Below are 23,740 nucleotides of genomic sequence, written 5' to 3' on the forward strand. Positions count from 1 at the left end.
AAGGCTTTCTCGTTAGGCTTTCCGCAAAATCGCTGGTCCGCTTTAGCCCTGATTTGTCCAGAAAGCTGTCGGTCCGCAATCCACCCTTTTCCGTCATCCCTGCGAAAGCGGGGACCCAACACGCCTTGGGCACACAAGGCGTGGGAGGCGAGATGGGTTCCCGCGTTGACCTACGGTCGCCCTTCGGGTCGCGGGAATGACGAGGCATGGAATAGATGAGGCAGCTAACCACCCATTCCAGCCTTCAGGTCCCCTCCCTGCAAGGGAGGGGAGCGTCCCTCGCCAGTCGTCAGCGGCCCCGTCAACAGGGGACAGCGACAGGGACGCCCCTATTTCAGGCGCAGCGCCACCGATGCGGCATGGGCGGGCAGGCCCTCCGCTTTGGCGAGCGCCACCGCGGCCGGGCCGATCGCGTCGATCGCGCGCTGATCGAGCGCAAGGAAGCTGGTGCGCTTCATGAAGTCCAGCACCGAAAGCCCGGAGGAGAAACGGGCGCGGCGGCCGGTCGGCAGGACATGGTTGGGACCCGCGACATAATCGCCCACCGCTTCCGGGGTCATGCGGCCCAGGAACACGGACCCCGCATGACGGACCAGCGCGAACAGCGCATCGGGATCGTCCACGGCCAGCTCCAGATGTTCCGGCGCAAGGCGGTCGACAAACGGCATTGCGGAAACCAGATCCTCGACAAGGATGATCGCGCCATTGGCGTTCCAGCTCGTCGTCGCCGTTTCCCTCGTCGTAAGCTTGGGAAGCTTCCGCTCCACCGCCGTCGCCACGGCGTCGGCAAAGGCCGCATCGTCAGTGAACAGGATCGACTGGCTAGTCGGGTCATGTTCGGATTGGCTGAGCAGGTCGGCGGCGGTCCAGTCGGGATCATTCCTGCCGTCCGCCACCACCACGATTTCCGACGGCCCGGCGACCATATCGATGCCCACCACGCCATAAAGCTGGCGCTTCGCCTCCGCGACCCAGGCGTTGCCGGGCCCCACGATCACATCGACGGGACGGATTTTTTCCGTGCCATAGGCCAGAGCCGCCACCGCCTGCGCGCCGCCGACCCGCCACACTTCGCCAATCCCGGCAATCTCCGCCGCCGCCAGGACAAGCGGGTTCATCTCGCCGCCGGGCGTCGGCGTCACCATCGCGATGCGCTCGACACCCGCAACCCTGGCCGGGATGACGTTCATCAGCAGCGACGAGGGATAGGCCGCGCGGCCGCCCGGCACATACAAACCAGCCGCATCCACCGCGCTCCAGCGCGCGCCAAGGCGGACCCCGGCGCTGTCCGTTCCGTCGCTGTCCTGCGGCCGCTGTTTTTCATGATAGGCGGCGATGCGCGCGGCGGCGAGTTCCAGCGCGTCGCGCAATTCCGTCGAAAGGCCATCGAGCGCGGCGCGGCGCTCGGCGGCGGTCACGCTCCAGCCGCTCGCTTCCAGATCATGCCGGTCAAACCGCTGCGTATAGTCCGCCAGCGCCGCGTCGCCCTCGGCGCGAACGCGCTTCAGGATCGCGGTCACATCCCGCGACACATCCTCGTCGGCCTCACGCCGGGCATCGACCAGCGCGGAGAAGGCGGCGGCGAAACCGGCATCCCGACTGTCCAGCCTAAGCGGCATCCTTGACCCCCACGGCCCGCCGGAACGCCTCGACCAGCGGCGTCAGTTCGCCCGACCGCATCTTGAACGCCGCCCGGTTGACGATCAGCCGGGCGGACACGTCCATGATGACGCTGGTCTCGACCAGGCCATTAGCCTTCAGCGTCGCGCCCGACGACACAAGATCGACGATCCGGCGGGACAGGCCGAGCGAAGGCGCAAGCTCCATCGCGCCGTTCAGCTTCACGCATTCCGCCTGCACGCCCATCGCCTCGAAATGCTTGCGGGTGAGGCCGGGATATTTGGTGGCGACGCGCACATGGCTCATCGTCGCCTGATCCTCAGCCGCCAGCCCCTCCGGCTCCGCGACCGACAGGCGGCAATGGCCGATGTTCAGGTCAACCGGCGCATAAAGCTCCGAATAGTCGAACTCATCGACGACATCCGATCCGACAATGCCGAGCTGCGCCGCGCCATGCGCCACGAAGGTCGCGACGTCGAAGGCGCGGACCCGGATGATCGACACATCGGGCTGGTTGGTGGCGAAGCGAAGCGCCCGGCTCTTGCTGTTATGGAAGTCCGCCTCCGGCTCTATGCCGACGCGGGCGAGCAGGGGCAGCGCTTCCTCCAGGATGCGTCCCTTGGGAATGGCGATGATGAGCGGGCGGGCCATAATCCGCGCGCTTTACGCGGGGTAAGGGCAAAGGGCAATGATTGCTGTCGGGGATGTTGCCGGTCAGCCCGGCCTGCCCGCCTCCGCCGGCCGGTCCTGCATCAGCCATGCCTCCGCAGCATCGGGCATCAGGAACATTTCGAACTCGGCGCTCTGCACGACCCGGCGCATCTGCATCTTCGCCAGGTTTGAATGCACGACGATCGCTATCCTGTCCCCTTCAGTATAAACCGCGCCCGCGCGGTCCGCGAGGTGAGACACCAGCTCAGGCGATTGGGTGACCGCGCCGCGCAGATCGACCAGCGCCATGACCCGCGCGCCGGCCGTACGCGCAGACCGCACGGAATTGCCGAGTTTCTCAAAATGCCGGTCGATGTCCGCCATCGTCCAGAAGCCGTTGCCGGTTACATGGACAATGCCCGTCGCAATGTCCCTGCGGACCGAAAATGGCCCGGAATCCTGTCCCTCGCCCACCATGAAACTCCCGATAACTTCCGCCGCGCCCATAGGCTTTCTCGCCCGGCCGCACATCGCATCCGGAGGTTAATGATCAGTGGAACGGGGCCTTGCTGGAAGCGCCTGATCGACCAAAGTATTAATCTGGAGCAAGTTATCCCCCTGTATCGGGATCATATTTTCGCCAGATTGCGCGCCGCGCCATGCGTCAATCCCGCCCCTTGGTGAAGGCGATGGATTTCCCTAATGGTGACGCTGGTCTCCCTAAACAGGAATGAGCAAAGCGTGGCGCGGTTGATCCTGTTTAACAAGCCTTATGGCATGCTCTCACAGTTCACCGATCGGGGGACCATGGGTTCGGACCGGCCGACCCTTTCGAGCGCCATCGACCTGCCCGGCATATATCCGGCCGGGCGGCTCGACATGGACAGCGAGGGCCTGCTGCTGCTGACCGGCGATGGCCGGCTTCAGGCGCAGATCGCCGATCCGAAATTCAAAATGCCCAAATCCTATCTGGTGCAGGTGGAGGGGGAGATTGGCGAGGACAGCCTGGCCGCTCTGCGCCGCGGCGTGCAGTTGAAGGATGGCCCGACCCGCCCGGCCGAGGCCGAACGCATCGACGATCCCGCATTATGGCCCCGCGATCCGCCGGTGCGATTCCGCAAGAGCGTGCCCGACTGCTGGATCAGGCTGACGATCGGGGAGGGACGCAACCGGCAGGTGCGCCGCATGACGGCGGCGGTGGGCCATCCGACCTTGCGGCTGGTGCGGTGGAGCATCGGCGAATGGACGGTCGACGGCTTGCAGCCCGGCGCATGGCGGGAAGCGGCCGCCGGACCAGCCGCCCTCAATCCCCGGTTTCGAAAGCCACGCTACCCTGATTGAACAGGGCGACGATCAATTCCATTGCTGCAGCCGACCGCCCAAGCGCCTGATCCATCTCGATCCGTCCTCCCGCGCACAGCCGTTCCGCCAGCGCGGCGGCTTCACCGGCCAATTCGAAACATTGCCCGTCGACGAACAGCAACAGCGAGTCGGCGTCCTGCCGGATGAAGGAGAAGCGGCTGGCCGGATTGCGGGTCAGCGGAACGGCATCGGCGATGAAGGCCTGCACATCCCTGCCGGTGACCGGCTGTTCGGGCCTGAAATCCACCTCAGGATATTTGGGGGCGCTGTTATGCTGCCCGAACCAGCGGGCAAAGGCGGCCCGGTCGCCCATGGTCTCCATGATCATTGCGTGCAGCTTCGCAATCGCCGGCGCGGAAATTTCCCCCGGATTGTCCTGCGGCGCAGGCTCCGGGTCCTCATATCGGTCGTCGTCCTGCAACCGGCCGAGCAAGTCGCCGCACCAATTCTCGATCAGGTCGCTGCGGGACGGCGCGCGAAAACCGATCGAATAGGTCATGCAATCATCGCCGATCGCCACGCCATTATGCGCCATCCGGGGCGGGATGTAGAGGATATCGCCAGGCTCAAGCACCCATTCCTCCGCCACATCAAAATCGGCGAGCAGGCGCAGATCGTCATGCGGCAGCAATGGCGTGGCGGCGTCGCACATCGCCCCAACCTGCCAGCGCCGCCTGCCAAGACCCTGGATCAGAAACACGTCATACTGGTCGAAATGCGGGCCTACGCCGCCCCCGTCGGTGGCGTAGCTCACCATCACATCGTCGATGCGCCAGTCGGGAATGAAGCGAAATGGCGCGATGAGCGCGGCGACGTCCGGCGCGTGGATGTCCACTGCCTGCACCAGCAGCGTCCAGGGGTTCCTGCCCAGCTTGCCGAAACGCGATTCCGGGATAGGGCCATGTTCGACCTTCCACCCGCCGCGGGCCTGCACGATCAACCGGGATTCGACATCCTCCTCACAGGAAAGACCGGCAAGCTCGTCAGGCTCGACCGGATTCGCCCATGACCGCCACGGGTTGCGAATCAGCAACGGCTTCTTTTGCCAATAGTCGGCCAGGAACCGCCCGGCGTCGAAATGCGCGAATTGCATGGGTCTGTTCAGGGATAGCTGACAGTCTTGGGCCGCCCCTGCGGTATCGGGATAAATTCCTGATCATCGCCGGGGATCAGCGGGAAACGCATTGCCTCCCAATCCTCACGCGCCTGCATCAGCCGGTCCTTTGTCGATGACACGAAGTTCCACCACACATGGCGCGGCGTCACAAAAGCCTCTCCCCCGCACAGGATCACCCGGCCGCCATCCACGCTGTGCAATGTGGCGCGGGTGCCGGGACGCAGGACATAGAGCGTCTGCGGCAGAAGGGCGACGCCATCCAGCCCCGCATCGCCACCGGAGACATAAAGCGCCCGTTCCTCCGCCTCCGCATCGATGGGGATCGACCCGCCCGGACGCAGCATGATGTCCGCATAGATGGTGTTGGCGTAGGTCGTGACCGGCGCGGACTGACCCCATAGGCTGCCCATGATCACGCGGGCGCTGGCCCCCCGGTCGTTGAGGACGGGCAACCTGTCCTCCGATACATGCTCGAAGGCCGGGTCCATTTCCTCATTGCGGTCGGGCAGCGCAAGCCATGTCTGGATCGCCGAGAGCTTGGAAGCCCGGTCGCGCTCCTCCTGCGGCGATCGTTCGGAATGGACGATGCCTTTCCCGGCCGTCATCAGGTTGACGGCGCCCGGCTCAATCAACTGTTCCGATCCAAGGGAGTCGCGGTGGAGGAAAGCGCCCTCATACATATATGTCACGGTGGCCAGGTTGATGTGCGGATGCGGGCGCACATCTATCCCCTCCCCCGGACCGAATTTGGCGGGGCCCGCCTGGTCGAAGAAGATGAAAGGGCCAACCATCGTCCGCTCTTTCACCGGCAGGCTGCGATAAACGCGGAAGTCGCCCAGATTGTGGCTGGTCGGCGTGATGGTCTGGATGATCAGGTCGCCTTGCGGCCCGCCAATTTCGGTCATGCAGCGTCAAGCTCCGGATAGTGACGGAAGATGCCGTCATTGTTGAATGCGATTCGCCGGTTGCTGCGGAAATAGTCCTTCAGTTCCGGCATGGCGGCCACCAGATCGCACAGTTTCATCAGCCGGGGATAGTCGCCCTCTATGCTCTTTATCCGTTTCGGAAACGCGTAGCGCAGGCCGGAAACGAGCTGAAACAGGGACAGGTCGGCATAGCTCCAGCGGCTGCCGGTCAGCCAGTCCCCCGCCGCCGCCTTCAACGCCTTTTCAAACCAGGCGAAATATCCCGGTATCCGTTCCTTGCGAAATTGCTCCGCGGCACGCGCGGCCTCTGCCTTCTGATCCTCATAATAGAGCATGGCGGCCACCGGATGATGCACATTATGCGCCTCTGCCACGACATCCATGATGGTCAGTTGCACCTGGTTCAGCCAGTAGCGCGTCTTCATCGTCGTAGGGCCGCAATCATGCCGTTCCGACAGGAACATCAGGATATTTGCGGTCTGGGAAACCGTCTGACCATCAATGCCGATATAGGGTGGAGCGTAAGCCGGGCCTTCCACATGCCCGGCCATGTCCTTCATCATTGCTTCGGCCCCATCTTCCCGCGCGCGGTCCCTATAGGGAATGCCACACGCCTCCAGAGTCAGCCGGACGAACTCGCCGCGGCCGGGGATACTGGGCCAGTACCAGAAGTCATAGGCGCCCGAGTCAGACGAATCCGCCATGCTCGCTTCTCCATTTCTCGCGCCCTCCTCCGCCAAGGGAAAGAGGATAAGGCCCGGATCGTCAAGCCTCCTGCGGCGCGCGCGCCTTGATCGCCAGCGCATGAACCTTGTCGCGCAGCAGGTCGGACAGGGCGGCGTTCACCATCCGCTGCCGGGCCACGCGGCTCTGTCCGGTGAAGGCGTCCGCCACCACCTCCACGGTGAAATGGCTCTCGCCCGACCCGTCATGGCCGGCATGTCCGCGATGCATCTCGCTATCGTCGATCACCGCCAGCCGGGCGGGATTCAGGGCGGCGCGTAGACGCGCTTCAATTTCAGTGGCCACGGGGCCTTTCGATTCCTTGGTCATGGGCCTTATATAAGCGAACCGGCTTAGTTTGCATCAGGACGATTTTGGCTACCGATCCCTTCTCGACGAAACGGCATAACCGCTTTCATGGCCGCGTGGAACGCCAGGGCAGTCCTTGCGCTGTGCCCGGCTGCGAGGAAGCGGGCGAATTCCGCGCGCCGCCGGAGGGCGGGCATGGCACAGGGTCGGACGGTCCGCGCTGGCGCTGGCTGTGCCTGGATCATGTTCGCGAGTTCAACCAGAAATATAATTTCTTCAACGGCATGAGCGCCGAACAAATCGCCGACGCGCAGCGCCCCTATGCCGGATGGGAACGGGAAACCCGCGCCTTTTCCAGCAATGCGGCCAGCCCGCCGCCCCGCTGGGCGGACTTTTCCGATCCACTGGACGCCATCGGGGCGAAGTTCCGGGATCGCATGAAACGGGCCGAACAGGCCAATCGCCAACGGGCCGACGGCAAGTTCGTCTCGCCCGATGACCGCAAGGCGATGGACCTGATGGGCCTTGACCTTGACGCCGATCGCAAGGCGCTGCGCGCGCGCTATACGGAACTGGTCCGCCGCTTCCATCCCGACCATAATGGCGGCGACCGTAGCCATGAGCAGGCGTTGCAGGATGTCATCGCAGCCTATGGACAGTTGAGAAAAGCGCCCGCTTTCGCATAGCGGCCTTATCCTGGCGGCGCCCTTGTGATGGCGTTGCTTCGCTGCCATAGGCCCCGGCCCTTCCACAGATTCCCGGAGACTTTCCATGCAGACCGGCGCACGCGCTCTGGGCCTAGATTTCGGCACGACCAACAGCGTCGCGGCGCTGGGCGAAGGCGGCCGTTCCGATCTGGTGGAATTTGCCGGGGAACAGGCGACCGGTCCGGTGTTCCGTTCCGCCCTGTGCTTCTGGCACGACGATGGGGTCAGGGGCGGGATGGCGCATGAGGCCGGGCCATGGGCGATCGCGGAATATCTGGAATATCCGCAGGACAGCCGGTTCATCCAGTCGTTCAAATCAGTGGCGGCAAGCCCGATCTTCGAACATGCGACCGTGTTCGAGAAACGCTATGCGTTCGAGGAACTCGGCCGCATGTTCCTCGAACGCATGGCCGAGCATGGCGGCGGCGCGCTGAAGGCCCTGCCCAGCCGGATAATCGTCGGACGTCCGGTCACATATGCAGGATCGCGGCCCGATGAGGCGCTCGCCCGGCGACGGTATGACGCGATGTTCTCCGCCTGGGGAACGGACATACATTATGTCTATGAGCCATTGGGCGCGGCGTTCAGCTACGCCTCGCGCATTACCGAACCGGCCACCATCCTGGTTGCGGACTTTGGCGGCGGCACCAGCGATTTTTCCATCGTGAAGATAGGCACGCCAGGATCGGAGCGGCGCTGCATCCCGCTGGGTTCGGCGGGCGTCGGGATTGCCGGAGACCGTTTCGACTATCGTATTGTCGACAATCTGGTGCTTCCGATGCTTGGCAAGGGCGGCAGTTACCGGTCGTTCGGCAAAAACCTGGAAATCCCACGCAGCTATTTCGCGGACTTTGCCGACTGGTCGCGCCTTGCCCTGATGCGTAACCGCAAGACCATGGCCGAACTGGAGCGGCTTCAGAAAAGCGCGGCCGATCCGGACGCCATCGGCCGCATGATCGCCCTGATCGAACAGGAGCTTGGCTATCCACTTTACGATGCGGTCGGACAGCTCAAGCGCGCCCTGTCGAGCGCGGACAGCGCGCATTTTCATTTCGACGGGGGCGGTCTGGGCATCGAGGCCGAGGTAACCCGTTCCGACTTTGAGCGCTGGATCGCCGAAGATATCGCCCGAATCGAGACAAGCGTCGATCAGGCGCTGGCAAATGCGGGCGTGACGCCGCAGGACATCGATCGCGTGTTCCTGACCGGCGGATCGTCCCTCATTCCCGCAATCCGGGCGATTTTCGACCGGCGTTTCGGCGCCGGCCAGATTGCGACAGGCGGAGAGCTTACCTCCATCGCGCATGGGCTGGCGCTCATCGGGCAGGAGGATCATCTGGCCGAATGGACAGCTTGATCCTGTTTTTGCCTTATCTCAATCTATCGACATCGCCTTCCCCAATCGGTTAGGGGCTTTGGGGGACTCGCAGGAAGATTTGCACATATGACCGACATCCCCAACACCCAGCCAGACACGCGCAGCGAGACGCTGCTGGACTCGCCCGACCGGGAGGTTGACGCGCGCGAGACGTTCGGCGTCGATGTCGACATGAAGATCCCGGCCTTTTCGGAGGCGGACGAGCGCGTGCCCGACCTTGACCCCGCCTATGTGTTCGACCCGGACACCACCCTGGCGATCCTGGCGGGCTTCTCCCACAATCGCCGCGTCATGGTGCAGGGCTATCACGGCACCGGCAAGTCGACCCATATCGAGCAGGTCGCGGCCCGCCTCAACTGGCCATGCATCCGCATCAATCTGGACGCGCATATCAGCCGTATCGACCTGGTCGGCCGCGACGCCATCGTGCTGAAGGACGGGCAGCAGGTCACTGAGTTCCGGGAGGGTCTGCTCCCCTGGGCGTTGCAGCGGCCGGTCGCGCTGGTGTTCGACGAATATGACGCCGGCCGCCCGGACGTGATGTTCGTCATCCAGCGCGTGCTGGAGACGGACGGCAAGATGACCTTGCTCGACCAGAACCGGGTCATCCGCCCGAACCCCTGGTTCCGCCTGTTCGCGACGTCCAACACCGTCGGCCTGGGCGACACGACCGGCCTCTACCACGGCACGCAGCAGATCAACCAGGGCCAGATGGACCGCTGGAACCTGGTCGTCACGCTCAACTATCTGCCCGCCGCCACGGAAGCGCAGATCGTCCTCGCCAAGTCGGGCGAGTACGACCATGAGGGCGGCCGCAAGGAAGTGGAGAATATGATCAAGGTGGCGGAACTGACCCGCCAGGGCTTCATCAACGGCGACATCTCGACCGTCATGAGCCCGCGCACGGTGATCAGTTGGGCGCAGAACGCCTTGATCTTCAAGAATGTCGGCTTCGCCTTCCGCCTGTCCTTCCTCAACAAATGCGATGAGGCGGAGCGCGTGCTGGTCGCCGAATATTACCAGCGCGTGTTCGGAAAGGATCTGCCGGAAAGCGTTGTGGGCAAGGCCGGGTGACCGTTCAGGCTGAACATTCCCCTCGTCTCATTCCGTTGCAGGCAAGTTTCAACCTGCGCGATTTCGGCGGTTATCCGACGGGCGATGGCCGGGTCGTGAAGCGCCGCATGCTCTATCGTTCAGGCACGATGACCTTGCTGACCGAAGCGGATGAGGATCATCTGCGGGCGTTGGGCATCCGCAGCATATGCGATTTCCGCCGCTCAAATGAGCGCAAGGCGGAACCGACGCGCTGGCATGAGCCGGCCGGCATCGCCTATTGGAGCCGGGACTATATCGAAAGCAGCGGCGTCCTTTCGGAAATCCTGAAGGATGAGGCGGCGACGCCGGAAAAAATGCGCCAGGCGATGACCCATCTGTATCGCGAAATCCCGGCCGATCATGCCCCGTCCTACAGCGCGATGTTCGCCCAGCTCGCGCGTGGCGACGCCCCCCTGCTGATCAACTGCGCGGCGGGCAAGGACCGCACCGGCGTTGGCGCTGCCCTGATCCTGACGATGCTCGGCGTTCCGCGTCCGCTGATCGATGAGGATTATCTCCTCACCAACGACCATGCCGACTGGCCCATGCTGTTCGGCCGGCGCAACACCAAGGTCGCCCGCGTCGCCCAGAGCGCGCCGGAGCTGATCGCGCCATTGCTGGCCGCAGACACCGCCTATCTGGACGCATTTTTCGACGAGCTGGACGCCAGCCATGGCGGCGTGGACGGCTATCTGGCGTCGATCGGCGTGGATGCGGACGCAAAGCGGACGATCCGCGCATTGCTGCTCGACTGATGGCCGAACGCTCCCACCTCGACGCTTTCAAGGATGTGCTGTCCGGCGCGGCGCGGTCGATGGCGCGCGATGCGGAAGTCGAGGTCGGCTTCACCGCCGATGCCCCGCACATGTCGGGCAAGCAGATCAAGGTGCCGACGCCGGGCCGCAACCTGCCCCGCGATCAGGTGGCGATCGCACGCGGCTTTGCCGACGCCAATACGCTCAAGCTGCGCCATCATAATCCGAAGATTCATGGATCGGCCCTCCCGGCCGAGGCCGTGGCGCGCGCCGTCTACGATGCTGTCGAGCAAGCCCGCGTCGAGGCCATTGGATCGCGCCAGATGGAGGGCGTGCGGGAGAATTTGAACCACGCGCTGGAAATGCGGTTGAAGTCCGATCCCATCATCCGCGCGCGGAACAGGGATGAAGTGCCGCTGAGCACCGCCATAGCGCTCAAGGTCCGGGAAAGGCTGACGGGACAGCCCGCGCCTGAAGCCGCGCGGGACGGCATGGATATGGTCGACCAGTGGATAGAGGATAAGGCGGGGCCGGATCTCGACGCGCTTGGCCTGGCGCTGGACGACCAGCGCGCTTTCCAGAAGCTGGCGACCGCGATGCTGGAGCATCTGGAGCTGGTCGACGCCGACTCCCCGCCTGAACCGACGGACGAGCAGGGCGAGGAAGACGGCGAGGACCAGGAGCAGCAGCAGGACGAGGGCGACCAGGGCGAGGAGCAGACCGGGGACAGCGACGCCCAGACCGAAGCGCGCGCCGAACAGCAAAGCGGCGAAAGCGAGGACGGCGACAGCGAATATAGCGAGGAGTTTGACGCGGACAGCGACGCCGGCGCCGACGATATGGGTGAGGAAGGCATGATGCCCGTCCGCCCCAACCGGCCGATGTCGGATCTGCCGCCGGGCTTCGATTACACCGCCTTCACCACCAAACATGACGAGATCGTATTCGCGACCGACCTGTGCGACGAGGATGAGCTGACCCGCCTGCGCGGTTTCCTCGATCAGCAGCTCGTCAGCCTGCAGGGCGCGGTGACGAAACTCGCCAACCGGCTGCAGCGCCGCCTGATGGCGCAGCAGTCACGCAGTTGGGATTTCGACCAGGAGGAGGGCATGCTGGACGCCGCCCGCCTCGCCCGCATCATCATCGATCCGACCCGGTCGCTCTCCTACAAGATCGAGCGGGACACCGAGTTCCGCGACACCGTCGTCACCCTGCTGATCGACAATAGCGGCTCCATGCGCGGGCGGCCGATCAGCATCGCCGCGATCAGCGCTGACATCATGGCGCGCACGCTGGAGCGGTGCGGCGTCAAGACCGAGATTCTCGGCTTCACCACCCGCGCCTGGAAGGGCGGGCAGAGTCGCGAGGACTGGCTGGCGGCGGGACGGCCTCCCCTGCCCGGCCGCCTCAACGACCTGCGCCATATCGTCTACAAGAAGGCCGATGAACCCTGGCGGCGCGCGCGCAAGAATCTGGGCCTGATGATGCGCGAGGGGCTGCTCAAGGAGAATATCGACGGCGAAGCGCTGCTCTGGGCGCATAACCGCCTGATCGGGCGGACCGAGGAGCGCCGCATCCTGATGGTCATCTCGGACGGCGCGCCAGTGGACGACAGCACCCTCTCGGTCAACAGCGGCACCTATCTGGAGCGGCATTTGCGGCAGGTGATCGAATGGATCGAAAACCGCTCGCCGGTGCAGCTCGTCGCCATCGGCATCGGCCATGACGTGACCCGCTACTATAAGCGCGCCGTGACGATCATGGACGCTGAACAGCTTGGCGGGACGATGGTCGAGCAGCTTGCGGGACTGTTCGACGAGGATTGACCTTCTCCGGCAACCGCACCATGCACCCGGCATGACCGACACCGCCCCCCTGCGCCTGTTCAACAGCCTTACGCGCTCCGTGGAGAGCTTCACGCCGATCATGGCGGGCGAGGCGCGCGTCTATAGCTGCGGGCCTACCGTCTATAATTATGCCCATCTCGGCAATCTGCGCGCCTATGTGTTTACCGACACGTTGCGGCGGACGCTGCTGTGGAAGGGCTATGCCGTCACCCACATCATCAACATCACGGATGTAGGCCATCTGACCAGCGACGCCGACGCCGGGGACGACAAGATGGAGGCCGCCGCCCGCGCACAGGCCAAGAGCATCTGGGACATCGCGGCCCATTATACCGACGCCTTCAAGAGCAATATCGCCGCGCTCAACATCATAGAGCCAAGCGAATGGACGGTCGCAACCGACTATGTGCCGCAGATGATCGAGTTCGCAAAGACCATCGCCGACCGGCATTGCTACGAGATTGACAGCGGCCTCTATTTCGATGTGTCGACCGTTCCCGATTACGGCCGCCTCGCCCGGACGAAGGACGATGAAGGCGAGGGCCGGATCGACCCGGTCGCCGGCAAGCGCAACACGCAGGACTTCGCCATCTGGCGCAAGTCCGCGCCCGGCGAGAACCGGCAGATGGAATGGGACTCGCCCTGGGGCAAGGGCGCGCCGGGCTGGCATCTGGAATGCTCGGTGATGAGCCATGCGAAGCTCGGCCACCCGTTCGATATCCATACCGGTGGCATCGACCACCGCGAGATTCATCACCCCAATGAGATTGCCCAGAACCAGGCGTTCTGCGGATGCTCGGACGCGGCTTCGGACGTCGGGGCTGGCTTCACCGGCGCGCGCTGGTGGATGCATAATAATTTCCTGGTCGACAGATCGGGGAAGATGTCCAAGTCGAAGGGCGGCTTCACCACGCTATTCTCGCTGATCGACGCAGGCGTGCATCCGCTTGCTTATCGCCTGCTCTGCCTGTCTGCGCATTATCGCAGCGAACTGGAGTTTTCCGGCGAGATCGTGGGCGCAGCGCTGACGCGGTTGAAGCGCCTGATCATCACCATGGAAGCGTTGCGCAAACGCACCCCTGACGAGCCGGTGTTCCTGCGAAAGCAGGAACCTAGTACGGCCCTATCGTCTGGGCTCCTGCTTTCGCAGGAGCACATCTCTGATCCGAAGCTCATCGAACAAATCCGGCTTTTCGACGAAGCTCTGGCGGACGATCTCAATACGGTTCGCGCACTCACACATTTTGAACTGGTGCTGTCGACGAAGCAATTTCCGGCCGATCAGGCGTTGGCCGCCATCGCGATCATGGACAAGGCGCTCGGCCTCAATATCCTTGCGCTCAGCCGTGCGGACCTGCGCCTCCGGCCGAAGGACGCACAGATTAGCGAGGCGGAGATAGAGGCCGAACTGGACCGCCGCCAGGCTGCGCGCGTGGCGAAGGATTTCGCGGCGTCGGATGCAATCCGCGATGCGCTGATCGCCAAAGGCGTAGATGTGATGGACGGCGATCCGCTGCGCTGGGAGTGGAATATCCGGCTGGATTAACCGCGCGGGGGGACAGGCAGCATGACGCGCTATGACCGACGCACACAGGCCCTTGCCGCCTGTCTGTCCGCGCTGGCCGGTTATGTCGATGCTGTCGGATATATGGCGCTGGGCGGCTTCTTCGTCTCTTTCATGAGCGGGAATACCACGCGGCTGGGCGTTGGCATCGCCGGGCATGGCCGGGATGTGGCCATGGCCGGGGGGTTGATCGGCACATTCCTTCTGGGAGTCATCATTGCCTCACTGGCCGGGGCGTCGGCCGGCGCGGCGCGCAAACAGACGGTGCTTGCCCTGATGACCCTGTTGATCATCCTCGCGGCCGCATGCGGCGCGTCCGGTCACGCCCTTGTCGCCGCCTTTATCACCGCGCTGGCGATGGGGACGGAAAACGCCGTGTTCGAACGCGACGGAGAGGTCACGATCGGGCTCACCTATATGACCGGAACATTGGTGAAGACCGGTCAGCAGATCGCGTCGGCATTGCGGGGAGGCGACCGGCGGAAATGGCTGCCCTTCGCAATGCTATGGGCGGCGCTTGCAATGGGCGCGATCACTGGCGCGTTCGCCTGGAACGCCTTCGCCATCAACGCGCTCTGGTTCGCGGCCGCGGCCGCCATGCTGCTTACGATGGCGGCAAGGCTGCTGGAGTTGAACCGGGCAACGGGCCGATCAGAGTAATCCAGGCAATCCATTTTCGCGAAGGCGGGCTTTAGGGTAAGGAGGTAAAGCTCCTGACGGAGTGGACTTGCCTTATGTGTCGGCCACGCGCATAGGGCGTCCCTTAATTTTTGCCCATCCGTGTAACAGAAGGAGATAGTGCCGTGGCGGCGAAATGGACGCCCCAGAGCTGGAGAACTCATGAAGGGCGGCAGATGCCGACCTATCGTGACGCACAGGCGCTTGCCGCCGCAGAGGCGCAGCTTGGCACTTTTCCTCCGCTGGTATTTGCAGGCGAGGCCCGCGCGCTGAAAGCCGATCTGGCGCGCGCCGTTAATGGCGAGGCGTTCCTGCTGCAGGGCGGCGATTGCGCCGAGTCCTTCGCCGAGTTCCACCCGAACAACATCCGCGACACGTTCCGCGTGCTGCTGCAGATGGCGGTTGTCCTGACCTTCGCCAGCAAGCTGCCCATCGTGAAGGTCGGCCGCATGGCGGGCCAGTTCGCCAAGCCGCGCTCCGCCGACACGGAAACCATCGATGGCGTGGAGCTGCCCAGCTATCGCGGCGACAATATCAACGACATCGCCTTCACGGCCGAAAGCCGGGAGCCGGACCCGCAGCGCATGGTGCGCGCCTATAACCAGTCGGCGGCGACCCTGAACCTGCTCCGCGCCTTCTCGACCGGCGGCTATGCCAGCCTTGATCGCGTCCATGGCTGGATGCTGGATTTCATGGGCCGCAGCCCTCTGGCCGCGAAGTTCGACGCCGTCGCCGACCGGATCGGCGAGTCGCTTGCCTTCATGCGCGCCTGTGGCCTGTCGCCCGAAACCGTGCCGCAGCTTGGCGGCACCAGCTTCTATACCAGCCATGAGGCGCTGCTGCTCCCCTATGAGCAGGCGCTGACGCGGCAGGACAGCATCACCGGCGACTGGTACGACACCAGCGCGCATATGCTGTGGATCGGCGACCGCACCCGGTTCGAAGGGTCTGCGCATGTCGAATATCTGCGCGGCATCGGCAATCCCATCGGCCTGAAATGCGGGCCGAGCCTGGAGCCGGACGCGCTGCTGCGGATGCTCGATACGCTGAACCCGGCGCGGGAGCCGGGCCGCATCACGCTGATCACTCGCTACGGCCATGACAAGATCGAGGCGGGCTTGCCCAAGCTGGTCCGCGCCGTCCTGCGCGAAGGGCAGCCGGTGGTGTGGTCGTGCGACCCGATGCACGGCAATGTCATCAAGGCCGCCAATGGCTATAAGACCCGGCCGTTCGACCGCATCCTGGCCGAAGTGCGCGGCTTCTTCGCCGTGCATCGTGCGGAAGGCAGCTTCGGTGGCGGCATCCATTGCGAGATGACCGGCCAGAACGTCACGGAGTGCACCGGCGGTGCGATCGCCATCACCGACGAGGGCCTGGCCGACCGCTACCACACCCATTGCGATCCACGGCTCAACGCGGCGCAAAGCCTGGAGCTGGCGTTCCTGCTAGCCGAGATGCTGAACGAGGAACTGAAGGAGCGGCGGGCGGCGGCGTGATGGCTACTCACTGGCCCCCTGCCAGACGTTCAGTACGGTCAGTGCGGGGTTTTGAGTTAGGGTAATCCGCCAACCTATATCCGTTCGGGCTGAGCTTGTCGAAGCCCTGCCCTTCCTTTCATCGTCGTGAAGAAGGACAGCCCTTCGACAAGCTCAGGGCGAACGGATGGTTTACGCAGCGCGGCTAAACATCCGCGAAGGTGAACGGCGCGCTCGAACCCACATAGTCGTCGGGCAATATCTGGCGGCCGATCGGCGGGGCCGAGCGGGCGGCGCAATTGGCGCGATGGCACAGGCGGCAGGTGACGCCGATGGGCGTCGCGGCGACGGAGGCGGCGTCGGGCTGGTCGCGGGTATAGACCAGCTTCCCCGCATGTTCGGCGGAACAGCCGAGCGCAATGGCGCGCTCCACCCGCTGCGCCCCGAACGCGCCGCCGCCCGCGGTCACCGTGCGCGCGATGGAAAAGAAGCGCTGCCCGTCCGGCAGTTCCAGCCATTGGGTTACGATCTGGCGCGGCGTGCGAAACGCCTGATGCACCGACCATAGCGGACAGGCGCCGCCATGCCGGGCGAAGGGAAACCCCGCCCCGTCCAGCCGCTTCGACACGTTCCCGGCGGGATCGATCCGGATGAAGAAGAAGGGCACCCGCTCCTGCCCCGGCTTCTGCAGGGTCGTCAGGCGGTGGGCCGTCTGTTCGAAGCTGGTGCCGAACTGCCGGGCCAGCGCCTCCACATCATAGCGCCGCTGTTCGACGGCGCGGGCGAAGGCGGAATAGGGCATCAGCAAGGCGGCGGCGCTGTAACTCGCCAGCGCCTTGCGCGTCAGCCGCTCCCCCGCCTCGGTGGCGAAACTGCCTTCCTTCAGCACCGTGTCGATTTCCCGCCGCAGTTCCAGATAGGAAAGCTGGAGCGCGAGCTGGAACATCTGACTGGCGGCATCGAGCGAATCGTCGATCAGCAATTCGTCGCGATGCCGGTCCAGCCGCCGCATGGACCCCATCATCACGTCGGAGGGCAGCCGCCGGACGCGCAGATTGTAGCGCGCCTTCAGATGCCCGATGATCCCCTCCTGCCCCGTCGCCCCTTGCACTCCGAAGGTCTGGGCCAGCCGTTCCGCCGAATCGTCGAGCAAAGGGAAGCTGTTGCGGCGCGCGGCCAGGAAGCGCCGCGCCTCCGCCACGGGATCGCCGACCGGATCGGACGCATCGGCATCATATGCGCCATCCGCCGCCCGCGCCTCTACGCCATGATCGGCCAGCGCCAACTGCTCCTCGCGATAGGCGGTGTAGAGCCGCAACAGCGCCTCCGTGACGCCGGGATAGCTGGTCGCGACGTCAGTGGCGTCAAGCGGCGGCAGGTCGATGTCGGCGAACATCGGGTCTTTCAGCACGGATTGCAGCCGGGCGGTAAATTCCGCCCCGCCATCCCCGGCCAGCTCCGTCATGTCCATCTTGTAGGTGCGGGCAAGGCGCAGGAGCATATCGGCGGTCAGCGGCCGCTGGTTGCGCTCCAGCAGGGCGACATAGGAGGAGGATATCTCCAGGTCGGCCGCCATATGCGCCTGTGTAAGGCCAAGGTCCCGGCGCAGACGCTTGAGGCGCGGCCCCATATAGACTGGACGTTCGTTAGCCATAATTCCCACGAATCCTGCGGTTTGTATCTTCCTTACAACATTACAATGAAAATCTGTAAAGTTTTACAGATGGACCTCGCCGCCTCTCACGCCCCTGCTGCGATGCAATGTAACCGGGCGCCACTGTTTCCGAACCCGAAGTTTTCGAACCACGAGGAAGACGCGATGTCCTATCAAGATCATATCAGCCAGATCACTGGCCTCATTCAGAGCCAGGGCGGCACCTGGGACGGCATCAGCGCCGAATCCGTCGCCCGCATGCGCCTGCAGAACCGTTTCCAGAGCGGTCTGGACATTGCGCGCTATACCGCCGCGATCATGCGCAAGGACATGGCCGCCTATGACGCCGATCCTGCGCAATACACCCAGTCGTTGGGTTGCTGGCACGGCTTCATCGGCCAGCAGAAGATGATTTCCATCAAGAAGCACTTCCAGTCGACCGACCGCCGCTATTTGTATCTGTCCGGCTGGATGGTCGCCGCGCTGCGTTCCGACTTCGGCCCGCTGCCCGACCAGTCGATGCACGAAAAGACCAGCGTTCCCGCGCTGATCGAGGAACTCTACACCTTCCTGCGCCAGGCCGACGCCCGCGAACTGGGCCTGATGTTCCGCGATCTGGACAAGGCGCGCGAGACCGGCAACGAGGTTGAGGCGCAGCGCCTGCTGCACGCCATCGACAATTATGAAACCCATGTCGTTCCCATCATCGCGGACATCGACGCGGGCTTCGGCAATGCCGAGGCGACCTACCTGCTCGCCAAGAAGATGATCGAGGCCGGCGCATGCGCCCTGCAGATCGAGAACCAGGTGTCCGACGAGAAGCAGTGCGGCCACCAGGACGGCAAGGTCACGGTGCCGCACGAGGACTTCCTCGCCAAGGTCCGCGCCTGCCGCTACGCCTTCCTTGAGCTGGGCGTTGAGGACGGCATCATCGTCACCCGCACCGACTCGCTGGGCGCCGGCCTCACCAAGCAGATCGCCGTTTCCAAGGAGCCGGGCGATATTGGCGACCTTTACAACAGCTTCCTCGATTGCGAGGAAATCGATCCGGCGACGGCGCGCAACGGCGACGTCATCCTGAACCGCGACGGCAAGCTGCTGCGTCCCAAGCGCCTGCCTTCGAACCTGTTCGAGTTCCGCAAGGGCACTGGCGAGGACCGCTGCGTCCTCGACTGCATCACGTCGCTGCAGAACGGTGCCGACCTGCTGTGGATCGAAACCGAGAAGCCGCATATCGAGCAGATCGCCGGCATGGTCGACCGCATCCGTGAAGTCATCCCGAACGCGAAGCTGGTCTACAACAACTCGCCGTCGTTCAACTGGACGCTGAACTTTCGCCAGCAGGTGTTCGATGCGTGGACAGCCGAGGGCAAGGACGTTTCGGCCTATGACCGCACGAAGCTGATGAGCGTCGATTATGACGGCACGGCGCTCGCCGACGAGGCGGACGAGAAGATCCGCACCTTCCAGAAGGATGCGGCGGCGCGCGCCGGCATCTTCCACCACCTCATCACCCTGCCGACCTATCACACGGCCGCGCTCAGCACCGACAACCTCGCCAAGGAATATTTCGGCGATGCGGGCATGCTGGGTTACGTCAAGGGCGTGCAGCGCAAGGAAATCCGCGAGGGCATCGCCTGCGTCAAGCACCAGAACATGTCTGGTTCCGACATCGGCGACGACCACAAGGAATATTTCGCTGGCGAAGCAGCCCTGAAGGCCGGCGGCATCCACAACACGATGAACCAGTTCGCTGCATAAGCCTTTACTGAATATCGGAAGATATTGGGGCGGCGGGGATTATAGATCCCCGCCGCCCTTTTTCGTCATCCCGGACCTGATCCGGGATCCATTGGCTCTCTATAGCGCGAACGGGCTGAGGCTTGCGCTCATGGATCGCGGATCAGGTCCGCGATGACGGGTGTTGGGACGAGTGTTGGGAGGTTACCAGTCCGTTCCGGGGTCTCCCGCTTTTTGCAACAAACTTGAAGCGCGGGCATTTCTTCGCCACATGCAGGCCAGAAACATATCCGGACACTGAACAGGGCAAGAATGGCCGATCCCTACAGCATATTGGGCGTTGCCCGCGGCGCGAGCGAAGGCGACATCAAAAAGGCGTACCGCACGCTCGCCAAAACGCATCACCCGGACCGGAACAAGGACAATCCCAAGGCGGCCGACAAGTTCGCCGAGATTACCCGCGCCTATGACCTTCTGACTGACAAGGACAAGCGCGCACGCTTCGACCGGGGGGAGATTGACGGCGACGGCAACCCGACCAATCCGTTCGGCGGCGGCGGGTTTGGCGGTGGCGGCTTCGGCGGCCGCGGCGGCCAACAAGGCGGCGGCTTCGAATTCAACAGCGAGGGCGCGGACTTCGGCGATATCTTTGAGGGGATATTCGGCGGCGGACGGCGCGCGGCCGGTGGCGGCGGCGGATTTGGCGGCTTTGGCCGGGGCGGACGCGCAGGCCCGCCCCCCAAGGGCGCAAACACCGCCTATCGCCTTGCCGTCAGCTTCGTCGATGCGGCAACGCTGGCGCCGCAGCGCATCACCCTGCAGGATGGCAAGACCATCGACCTGAAACTGCCCGCAGGCGCGGAAACCGGCACGCAGATGCGCCTGTCCGGCAAGGGTCAGCCGGGCGCGGGCGGCGCAGGCGATGCGATCGTCACGATAGAGGTCAAGCCCCACCCCTTCTACACCCGCGACGGCGACAATGTGCGGCTGGACCTGCCCATCACCATCAACGAAGCCGTGAAGGGCGCGAAGGTCCGCGTCCCGACAGTCGATGGCCCGGTGATGCTGGGCGTTCCCGCCGGGTCGTCATCCGGCAAGACCCTGCGCCTCAAGGGGCGCGGCTTTACGGGCAAGAACGGCCAGCGCGGCGACCAGCTCGTCACCCTGATCGTCGATGTGCCCGCCGCTGATGATGCCCTGGCGAGTTTCCTGGAGGGGTGGACGGACACCCGGCCCGTGCGCGGAAATCTGGGCGTCTAGGATCATCCCAGGGGCATGAGGGACATATCACCCCAATCGCCCGAAGCGCGCAGGCTATATCGCCGCGATGGGCGGGAACGCGCGAAATACAGCCCCTACCGCCTCCGCCACGGGGCCTATGCCATCGAAGTGGTCAAGCGCGTGGCGGTTGGCGTCTATACGGACGGCTTCATTCATGCCGGGAACCTCGCCTATCTCTCGCTGGTGGCGCTGTTCCCCTTCTTCATCGTGGCCGCCGCCATCGCCAGCATCTTCGGCCGGACGCAGGACGGCATACAGGCGGTCAACGCCTTCCTGTTCACCGTGCCGCCCAGCGTCGCCGACGTGCTGCGCGCGCCGATAGAGGATGTGCTGTCCGCCCGCTCGTCCAGCGGCCTTCTCTGGCTTGGCGGCCTGGTCGGCCTGTGGACGACCGGTAGCCTGATAGAAACCATCCGCGACATATTACGCCGCGCCTATGGCACAAAGAGCGGCCGCGCCTTCTGGCAATATCGCCTCGGATCGATCGGCATCATCGTGGTCAGCGTGCTGGCGGCGATGTTCGCCTTCTCCCTTCAGGTGATGATCACCGCGGCCGACGAATTTCTCCATCGCCTGCTGCCCTTCGCCGATGACGCGATCAACATAGTGGCGGCGACAAAGCTGGCGCCGATGGCGATCCTGGCCGTCGCGCTTTACTTTCTATTCGCCGCGCTCACGCCCAGCGCCTATCGCGATCCGCGCTTCCCCAAATGGCCCGGCGCGGTGCTGACGACGGCATGGTGGTATGGCACATTGCTGCTGCTTCCGGTCGCTCTGGGGCAGCTTGGCGGCTATGCCCTGACCTATGGCAGCCTGGCCGGTGTCATGATCGTGCTTATTTTTTTCTTTCTCGTCGGGCTTGGCGTGGTAATTGGCGCCGAACTCAATGCGTCGCTGGCCGAGTTTCCTGAGGAGGAACATGATGCCGCGGCAGGAATACAGGAGGTTAAGCCCGAATGACTGCATCTAACACGGGCAACCTGATGAAGGGAAAGCGCGGCCTCATCATGGGTCTCGCCAATGACAAGTCGCTGGCCTGGGGCATATCGCAGGCGCTGCACGCGCAAGGCGCGGAACTGGCCTTTTCCTATCAGGGCGAGGCGCTGGAAAAGCGCGTGCGGCCCCTCGCCGCGGAAGTCGGATCGGATTTCCTGATTCCGTGCGACGTGTCGGACATGGCGGGGCTGGACGCGACGTTCGACACGATCAAGGAAAAATGGGGCACGCTGGACTTCGTGGTTCACGCCATCGGCTTTTCGGACAAGAATGAGCTGCGCGGCCTCTATGTCGACACCAGCCTGGACAATTTCCTGCTGACCATGAACATTTCCGCTTACAGCTTCGTCGCAGTGGCAAAACGCGCGCGGGCGCTGATGCCCGATGGCGGATCGCTGCTGACGCTCAGCTATTATGGCGCGGAAAAGGTGATCCCGCATTATAACGTGATGGGCGTGGCCAAGGCCGCGCTGGAAACCAGCGTCAAATATCTGGCGATGGACCTGGGGCCGGAGAATATCCGCGTCAACGCCATCTCCGCCGGGCCAATCAAGACGCTGGCGGCAAGCGGCATCGGCGACTTCCGCTACATCATGAAGTGGAACGAGTATAACTCTCCGCTCCGTCGCAACGTGACGATCGAGGATGTCGGCGGCGCGGGCCTTTACCTGCTGAGCGACCTCGCCTCCGGCGTGACCGGCGAAATCCATCATGTCGACGCAGGCTATAACGTCATCGGCATGAAGGCCGAGGACGCGCCGGACATGGCGCTGGAGAAGTGAGCCTCAACAGCTTCGGCCGTGTATTCCGTTTCTCGACCTGGGGGGAGAGCCATGGCCCCGCTATCGGCGCGGTCGTGGACGGGTGCCCGCCGGGGCTGGCGATCAACGAGGCTGATATCCAGCCTTTCCTGGACAAGCGCCGGCCCGGCACGTCCAAATTCACCACGCAACGGCAGGAACCGGATCAGGTCCGCATCCTGTCCGGCGTGTTCGAGGGCAAGACGACCGGTACGCCGATCAGCCTGATGATCGAGAATGTCGACCAGCGGTCGAAGGATTATTCCGACGTCGCCAAGGCGTACCGCCCCGGCCATGCCGACTATGCCTATGACGCCAAATATGGCTTTCGCGACTATCGCGGCGGCGGGCGGTCGAGCGCGCGGGAAACCGCGAGCCGGGTCGCAGCGGGCGCGGTGGCGCGGCTGGTGATCCCGGATGTCGATATCTTCGCCTATGTCAGCGAGATTGGCGGCGATGCGATAGACTATGCCCGGTTCGACGCCGCACAGATTGACGAAAACCCCTTCTTCTGCCCGGACCCCATCGCTGCGAAGCGCTGGGAAACGCTGGTCGATGGCGCGCGCAAGGACGGATCGTCATTGGGCGCTGTCGTCGAATGCGTCGCCAGCGGCGTGCCGGCCGGCTGGGGGGCGCCGCTCTACGCCAAGCTCGACAGCGAGCTTGCGGCGGCGATGATGAGCATCAACGCCGTGAAGGGCGTGGAGATCGGCGATGGCTTCGCCGCCGCCCGCCTGCGCGGCGAACAGAATGCGGACCCGATGCGCCCCGGCCCAGACGGCCTTCCCCTGTTCGGCGCGAACCATGCGGGCGGCATTGCGGGCGGCATCTCCACCGGTCAGCCGATCAAGGTCCGCATCGCCTTCAAGCCGACAAGCTCCATCCTGATCCCCGTCGACACTATTACCCGCGAGGGCGAGGCGGCGGACATCATCACCAAGGGACGGCACGACCCCTGCGTCGGCATTCGCGGCGTTCCGGTGGTGGAGGCGATGATGGCCCTTGTGCTGGCCGACCAGATGATGCTGCACCGCGCCCAGTGCGGGTGATTATATCCAGAAA

22 protein-coding genes are annotated in these 23,740 nt (G+C 64.1%); 14 read left to right on the plus strand and 8 right to left on the minus strand.

Annotated elements, in window-relative coordinates:
* Positions 1–329: 329 nt before the first annotated feature.
* From hisD to KFK14_RS17130, 3 genes are all read right to left on the minus strand, one after another.
* A complete protein-coding gene (gene hisD, locus KFK14_RS17120; protein WP_212608502.1) occupies positions 330–1,619 on the minus strand; it encodes a histidinol dehydrogenase in 1,290 nt (429 codons plus the stop codon).
* Positions 1,609–2,271, minus strand: a complete 663-nt coding sequence (gene hisG, locus KFK14_RS17125) for an ATP phosphoribosyltransferase (RefSeq protein ID WP_070152982.1) — start codon at positions 2,269–2,271, stop codon at positions 1,609–1,611. The genes hisD and hisG overlap by 11 nt, the downstream gene beginning before the upstream one ends.
* 63 nt (positions 2,272–2,334) lie before the next feature.
* Positions 2,335–2,748, minus strand: coding sequence for a hypothetical protein (locus tag KFK14_RS17130; RefSeq protein WP_212608503.1), 414 nt, complete (start codon positions 2,746–2,748; stop codon positions 2,335–2,337).
* Positions 2,749–3,012: 264 nt separating this feature from the next.
* Between KFK14_RS17130 and KFK14_RS17135 the strand changes: the two genes are divergently transcribed.
* A complete protein-coding gene (locus KFK14_RS17135; protein WP_246524681.1) occupies positions 3,013–3,612 on the plus strand; it encodes a pseudouridine synthase in 600 nt (199 codons plus the stop codon).
* Here KFK14_RS17135 and KFK14_RS17140 read toward each other — a convergent pair.
* The 4 genes from KFK14_RS17140 to KFK14_RS17155 form a co-directional block, all read right to left on the minus strand.
* Entirely contained in the window at positions 3,575–4,726 is a 1,152-nt protein-coding gene (locus KFK14_RS17140; RefSeq protein WP_212608505.1) for a cupin domain-containing protein, read from the minus strand. The genes KFK14_RS17135 and KFK14_RS17140 overlap by 38 nt on opposite strands.
* A gap of 8 nt (positions 4,727–4,734) precedes the next feature.
* On the minus strand, positions 4,735–5,655 hold the full coding sequence (locus tag KFK14_RS17145) for a pirin family protein (RefSeq protein WP_212608506.1): 921 nt from the start codon (positions 5,653–5,655) through the stop codon (positions 4,735–4,737).
* On the minus strand, positions 5,652–6,380 hold the full coding sequence (locus KFK14_RS17150; RefSeq protein WP_070152998.1) for a glutathione S-transferase: 729 nt from the start codon (positions 6,378–6,380) through the stop codon (positions 5,652–5,654). Before KFK14_RS17150 ends, KFK14_RS17145 begins: the two co-directional genes overlap by 4 nt.
* Positions 6,381–6,441: 61 nt before the next feature.
* On the minus strand, positions 6,442–6,729 hold the full coding sequence (locus KFK14_RS17155; RefSeq protein WP_212608507.1) for a BolA family protein: 288 nt from the start codon (positions 6,727–6,729) through the stop codon (positions 6,442–6,444).
* Positions 6,730–6,773: 44 nt separating this feature from the next.
* Here KFK14_RS17155 and KFK14_RS17160 point away from each other — a divergent pair, with 44 nt between their 5' ends.
* The 8 genes from KFK14_RS17160 to KFK14_RS17195 all read left to right on the plus strand — a co-directional run bounded on the left by KFK14_RS17160 (position 6,774) and on the right by KFK14_RS17195 (position 16,228).
* Entirely contained in the window at positions 6,774–7,394 is a 621-nt protein-coding gene (locus KFK14_RS17160) for a J domain-containing protein (protein ID WP_070153004.1), read from the plus strand.
* A gap of 85 nt (positions 7,395–7,479) precedes the next feature.
* A complete protein-coding gene (locus KFK14_RS17165; RefSeq protein WP_212608508.1) occupies positions 7,480–8,772 on the plus strand; it encodes an Hsp70 family protein in 1,293 nt (430 codons plus the stop codon).
* 87 nt (positions 8,773–8,859) lie between these two features.
* A complete protein-coding gene (cobS, locus tag KFK14_RS17170) occupies positions 8,860–9,867 on the plus strand; it encodes a cobaltochelatase subunit CobS (protein ID WP_212608509.1) in 1,008 nt (335 codons plus the stop codon).
* Positions 9,864–10,643 (plus strand): tyrosine-protein phosphatase, encoded by a 780-nt coding sequence (locus KFK14_RS17175; protein WP_070153013.1) that lies wholly within the window; start codon positions 9,864–9,866, stop codon positions 10,641–10,643. The genes cobS and KFK14_RS17175 overlap by 4 nt, the downstream gene beginning before the upstream one ends.
* Positions 10,643–12,469 (plus strand): cobaltochelatase subunit CobT, encoded by a 1,827-nt coding sequence (cobT, locus tag KFK14_RS17180; RefSeq protein ID WP_212608510.1) that lies wholly within the window; start codon positions 10,643–10,645, stop codon positions 12,467–12,469. Before KFK14_RS17175 ends, cobT begins: the two co-directional genes overlap by 1 nt.
* 31 nt (positions 12,470–12,500) lie before the next feature.
* The gene (cysS, locus tag KFK14_RS17185) at positions 12,501–14,036 is read left to right on the plus strand and encodes a cysteine--tRNA ligase (protein ID WP_212608511.1); all 1,536 of its coding nucleotides are present in this window, start codon (positions 12,501–12,503) and stop codon (positions 14,034–14,036) included.
* 21 nt (positions 14,037–14,057) lie between these two features.
* The gene (locus KFK14_RS17190) at positions 14,058–14,714 is read left to right on the plus strand and encodes a YoaK family protein (protein WP_212608512.1); all 657 of its coding nucleotides are present in this window, start codon (positions 14,058–14,060) and stop codon (positions 14,712–14,714) included.
* 143 nt (positions 14,715–14,857) lie between these two features.
* Complete coding sequence (locus KFK14_RS17195) at positions 14,858–16,228, plus strand: class II 3-deoxy-7-phosphoheptulonate synthase (RefSeq protein WP_070153031.1); 1,371 nt, start codon at positions 14,858–14,860, stop codon at positions 16,226–16,228.
* A gap of 184 nt (positions 16,229–16,412) precedes the next feature.
* Here KFK14_RS17195 and KFK14_RS17200 read toward each other — a convergent pair whose 3' ends face one another.
* Entirely contained in the window at positions 16,413–17,861 is a 1,449-nt protein-coding gene (locus KFK14_RS17200) for a helix-turn-helix domain-containing protein (protein WP_070153034.1), read from the minus strand.
* Positions 17,862–18,026: 165 nt separating this feature from the next.
* Here KFK14_RS17200 and KFK14_RS17205 point away from each other — a divergent pair, with 165 nt between their 5' ends.
* The 5 genes from KFK14_RS17205 to aroC all read left to right on the plus strand — a co-directional run bounded on the left by KFK14_RS17205 (position 18,027) and on the right by aroC (position 23,727).
* Positions 18,027–19,622, plus strand: a complete 1,596-nt coding sequence (locus KFK14_RS17205) for an isocitrate lyase (protein ID WP_070153037.1) — start codon at positions 18,027–18,029, stop codon at positions 19,620–19,622.
* 291 nt (positions 19,623–19,913) lie between these two features.
* A complete protein-coding gene (locus KFK14_RS17210) occupies positions 19,914–20,861 on the plus strand; it encodes a DnaJ C-terminal domain-containing protein (protein ID WP_070153040.1) in 948 nt (315 codons plus the stop codon).
* A 15-nt stretch (positions 20,862–20,876) separates the two neighbouring features.
* Positions 20,877–21,842, plus strand: a complete 966-nt coding sequence (locus tag KFK14_RS17215; protein ID WP_070153042.1) for a YihY/virulence factor BrkB family protein — start codon at positions 20,877–20,879, stop codon at positions 21,840–21,842.
* Between the two features lie 23 nt (positions 21,843–21,865).
* A complete protein-coding gene (fabI, locus tag KFK14_RS17220) occupies positions 21,866–22,660 on the plus strand; it encodes an enoyl-ACP reductase FabI (protein ID WP_212611207.1) in 795 nt (264 codons plus the stop codon).
* Positions 22,657–23,727 (plus strand): chorismate synthase, encoded by a 1,071-nt coding sequence (gene aroC / locus KFK14_RS17225; RefSeq protein ID WP_212608513.1) that lies wholly within the window; start codon positions 22,657–22,659, stop codon positions 23,725–23,727. The genes fabI and aroC overlap by 4 nt, the downstream gene beginning before the upstream one ends.
* Positions 23,728–23,740: the final 13 nt, after the last annotated feature.

It is taken from the genome of Sphingobium phenoxybenzoativorans (assembly GCF_018286635.1).
GTDB lineage: Bacteria > Pseudomonadota > Alphaproteobacteria > Sphingomonadales > Sphingomonadaceae > Sphingobium > Sphingobium phenoxybenzoativorans.

Bases quoted from the DNA above. Each gene is read 5' to 3' on its own strand.
- hisD (WP_212608502.1), bottom strand. From the start codon at position 1,619: ATGCCGCTTAGGCTGGACAGTCGGGATGCCGGTTTCGCCGCCGCCTTC.
- hisG (WP_070152982.1), bottom strand. From the start codon at position 2,271: ATGGCCCGCCCGCTCATCATCGCCATTCCCAAGGGACGCATCCTGGAG.
- KFK14_RS17130 (WP_212608503.1), bottom strand. From the start codon at position 2,748: ATGGTGGGCGAGGGACAGGATTCCGGGCCATTTTCGGTCCGCAGGGAC.
- KFK14_RS17140 (WP_212608505.1), bottom strand. From the start codon at position 4,726: ATGCAATTCGCGCATTTCGACGCCGGGCGGTTCCTGGCCGACTATTGG.
- KFK14_RS17145 (WP_212608506.1), bottom strand. From the start codon at position 5,655: ATGACCGAAATTGGCGGGCCGCAAGGCGACCTGATCATCCAGACCATC.
- KFK14_RS17150 (WP_070152998.1), bottom strand. From the start codon at position 6,380: ATGGCGGATTCGTCTGACTCGGGCGCCTATGACTTCTGGTACTGGCCC.
- KFK14_RS17155 (WP_212608507.1), bottom strand. From the start codon at position 6,729: ATGACCAAGGAATCGAAAGGCCCCGTGGCCACTGAAATTGAAGCGCGT.
- KFK14_RS17165 (WP_212608508.1), top strand. From the start codon at position 7,480: ATGCAGACCGGCGCACGCGCTCTGGGCCTAGATTTCGGCACGACCAAC.
- cobS (WP_212608509.1), top strand. From the start codon at position 8,860: ATGACCGACATCCCCAACACCCAGCCAGACACGCGCAGCGAGACGCTG.
- cobT (WP_212608510.1), top strand. From the start codon at position 10,643: ATGGCCGAACGCTCCCACCTCGACGCTTTCAAGGATGTGCTGTCCGGC.
- cysS (WP_212608511.1), top strand. From the start codon at position 12,501: ATGACCGACACCGCCCCCCTGCGCCTGTTCAACAGCCTTACGCGCTCC.
- KFK14_RS17190 (WP_212608512.1), top strand. From the start codon at position 14,058: ATGACGCGCTATGACCGACGCACACAGGCCCTTGCCGCCTGTCTGTCC.
- KFK14_RS17200 (WP_070153034.1), bottom strand. From the start codon at position 17,861: ATGGCTAACGAACGTCCAGTCTATATGGGGCCGCGCCTCAAGCGTCTG.
- KFK14_RS17205 (WP_070153037.1), top strand. From the start codon at position 18,027: ATGTCCTATCAAGATCATATCAGCCAGATCACTGGCCTCATTCAGAGC.
- KFK14_RS17210 (WP_070153040.1), top strand. From the start codon at position 19,914: ATGGCCGATCCCTACAGCATATTGGGCGTTGCCCGCGGCGCGAGCGAA.
- KFK14_RS17215 (WP_070153042.1), top strand. From the start codon at position 20,877: ATGAGGGACATATCACCCCAATCGCCCGAAGCGCGCAGGCTATATCGC.
- fabI (WP_212611207.1), top strand. From the start codon at position 21,866: ATGAAGGGAAAGCGCGGCCTCATCATGGGTCTCGCCAATGACAAGTCG.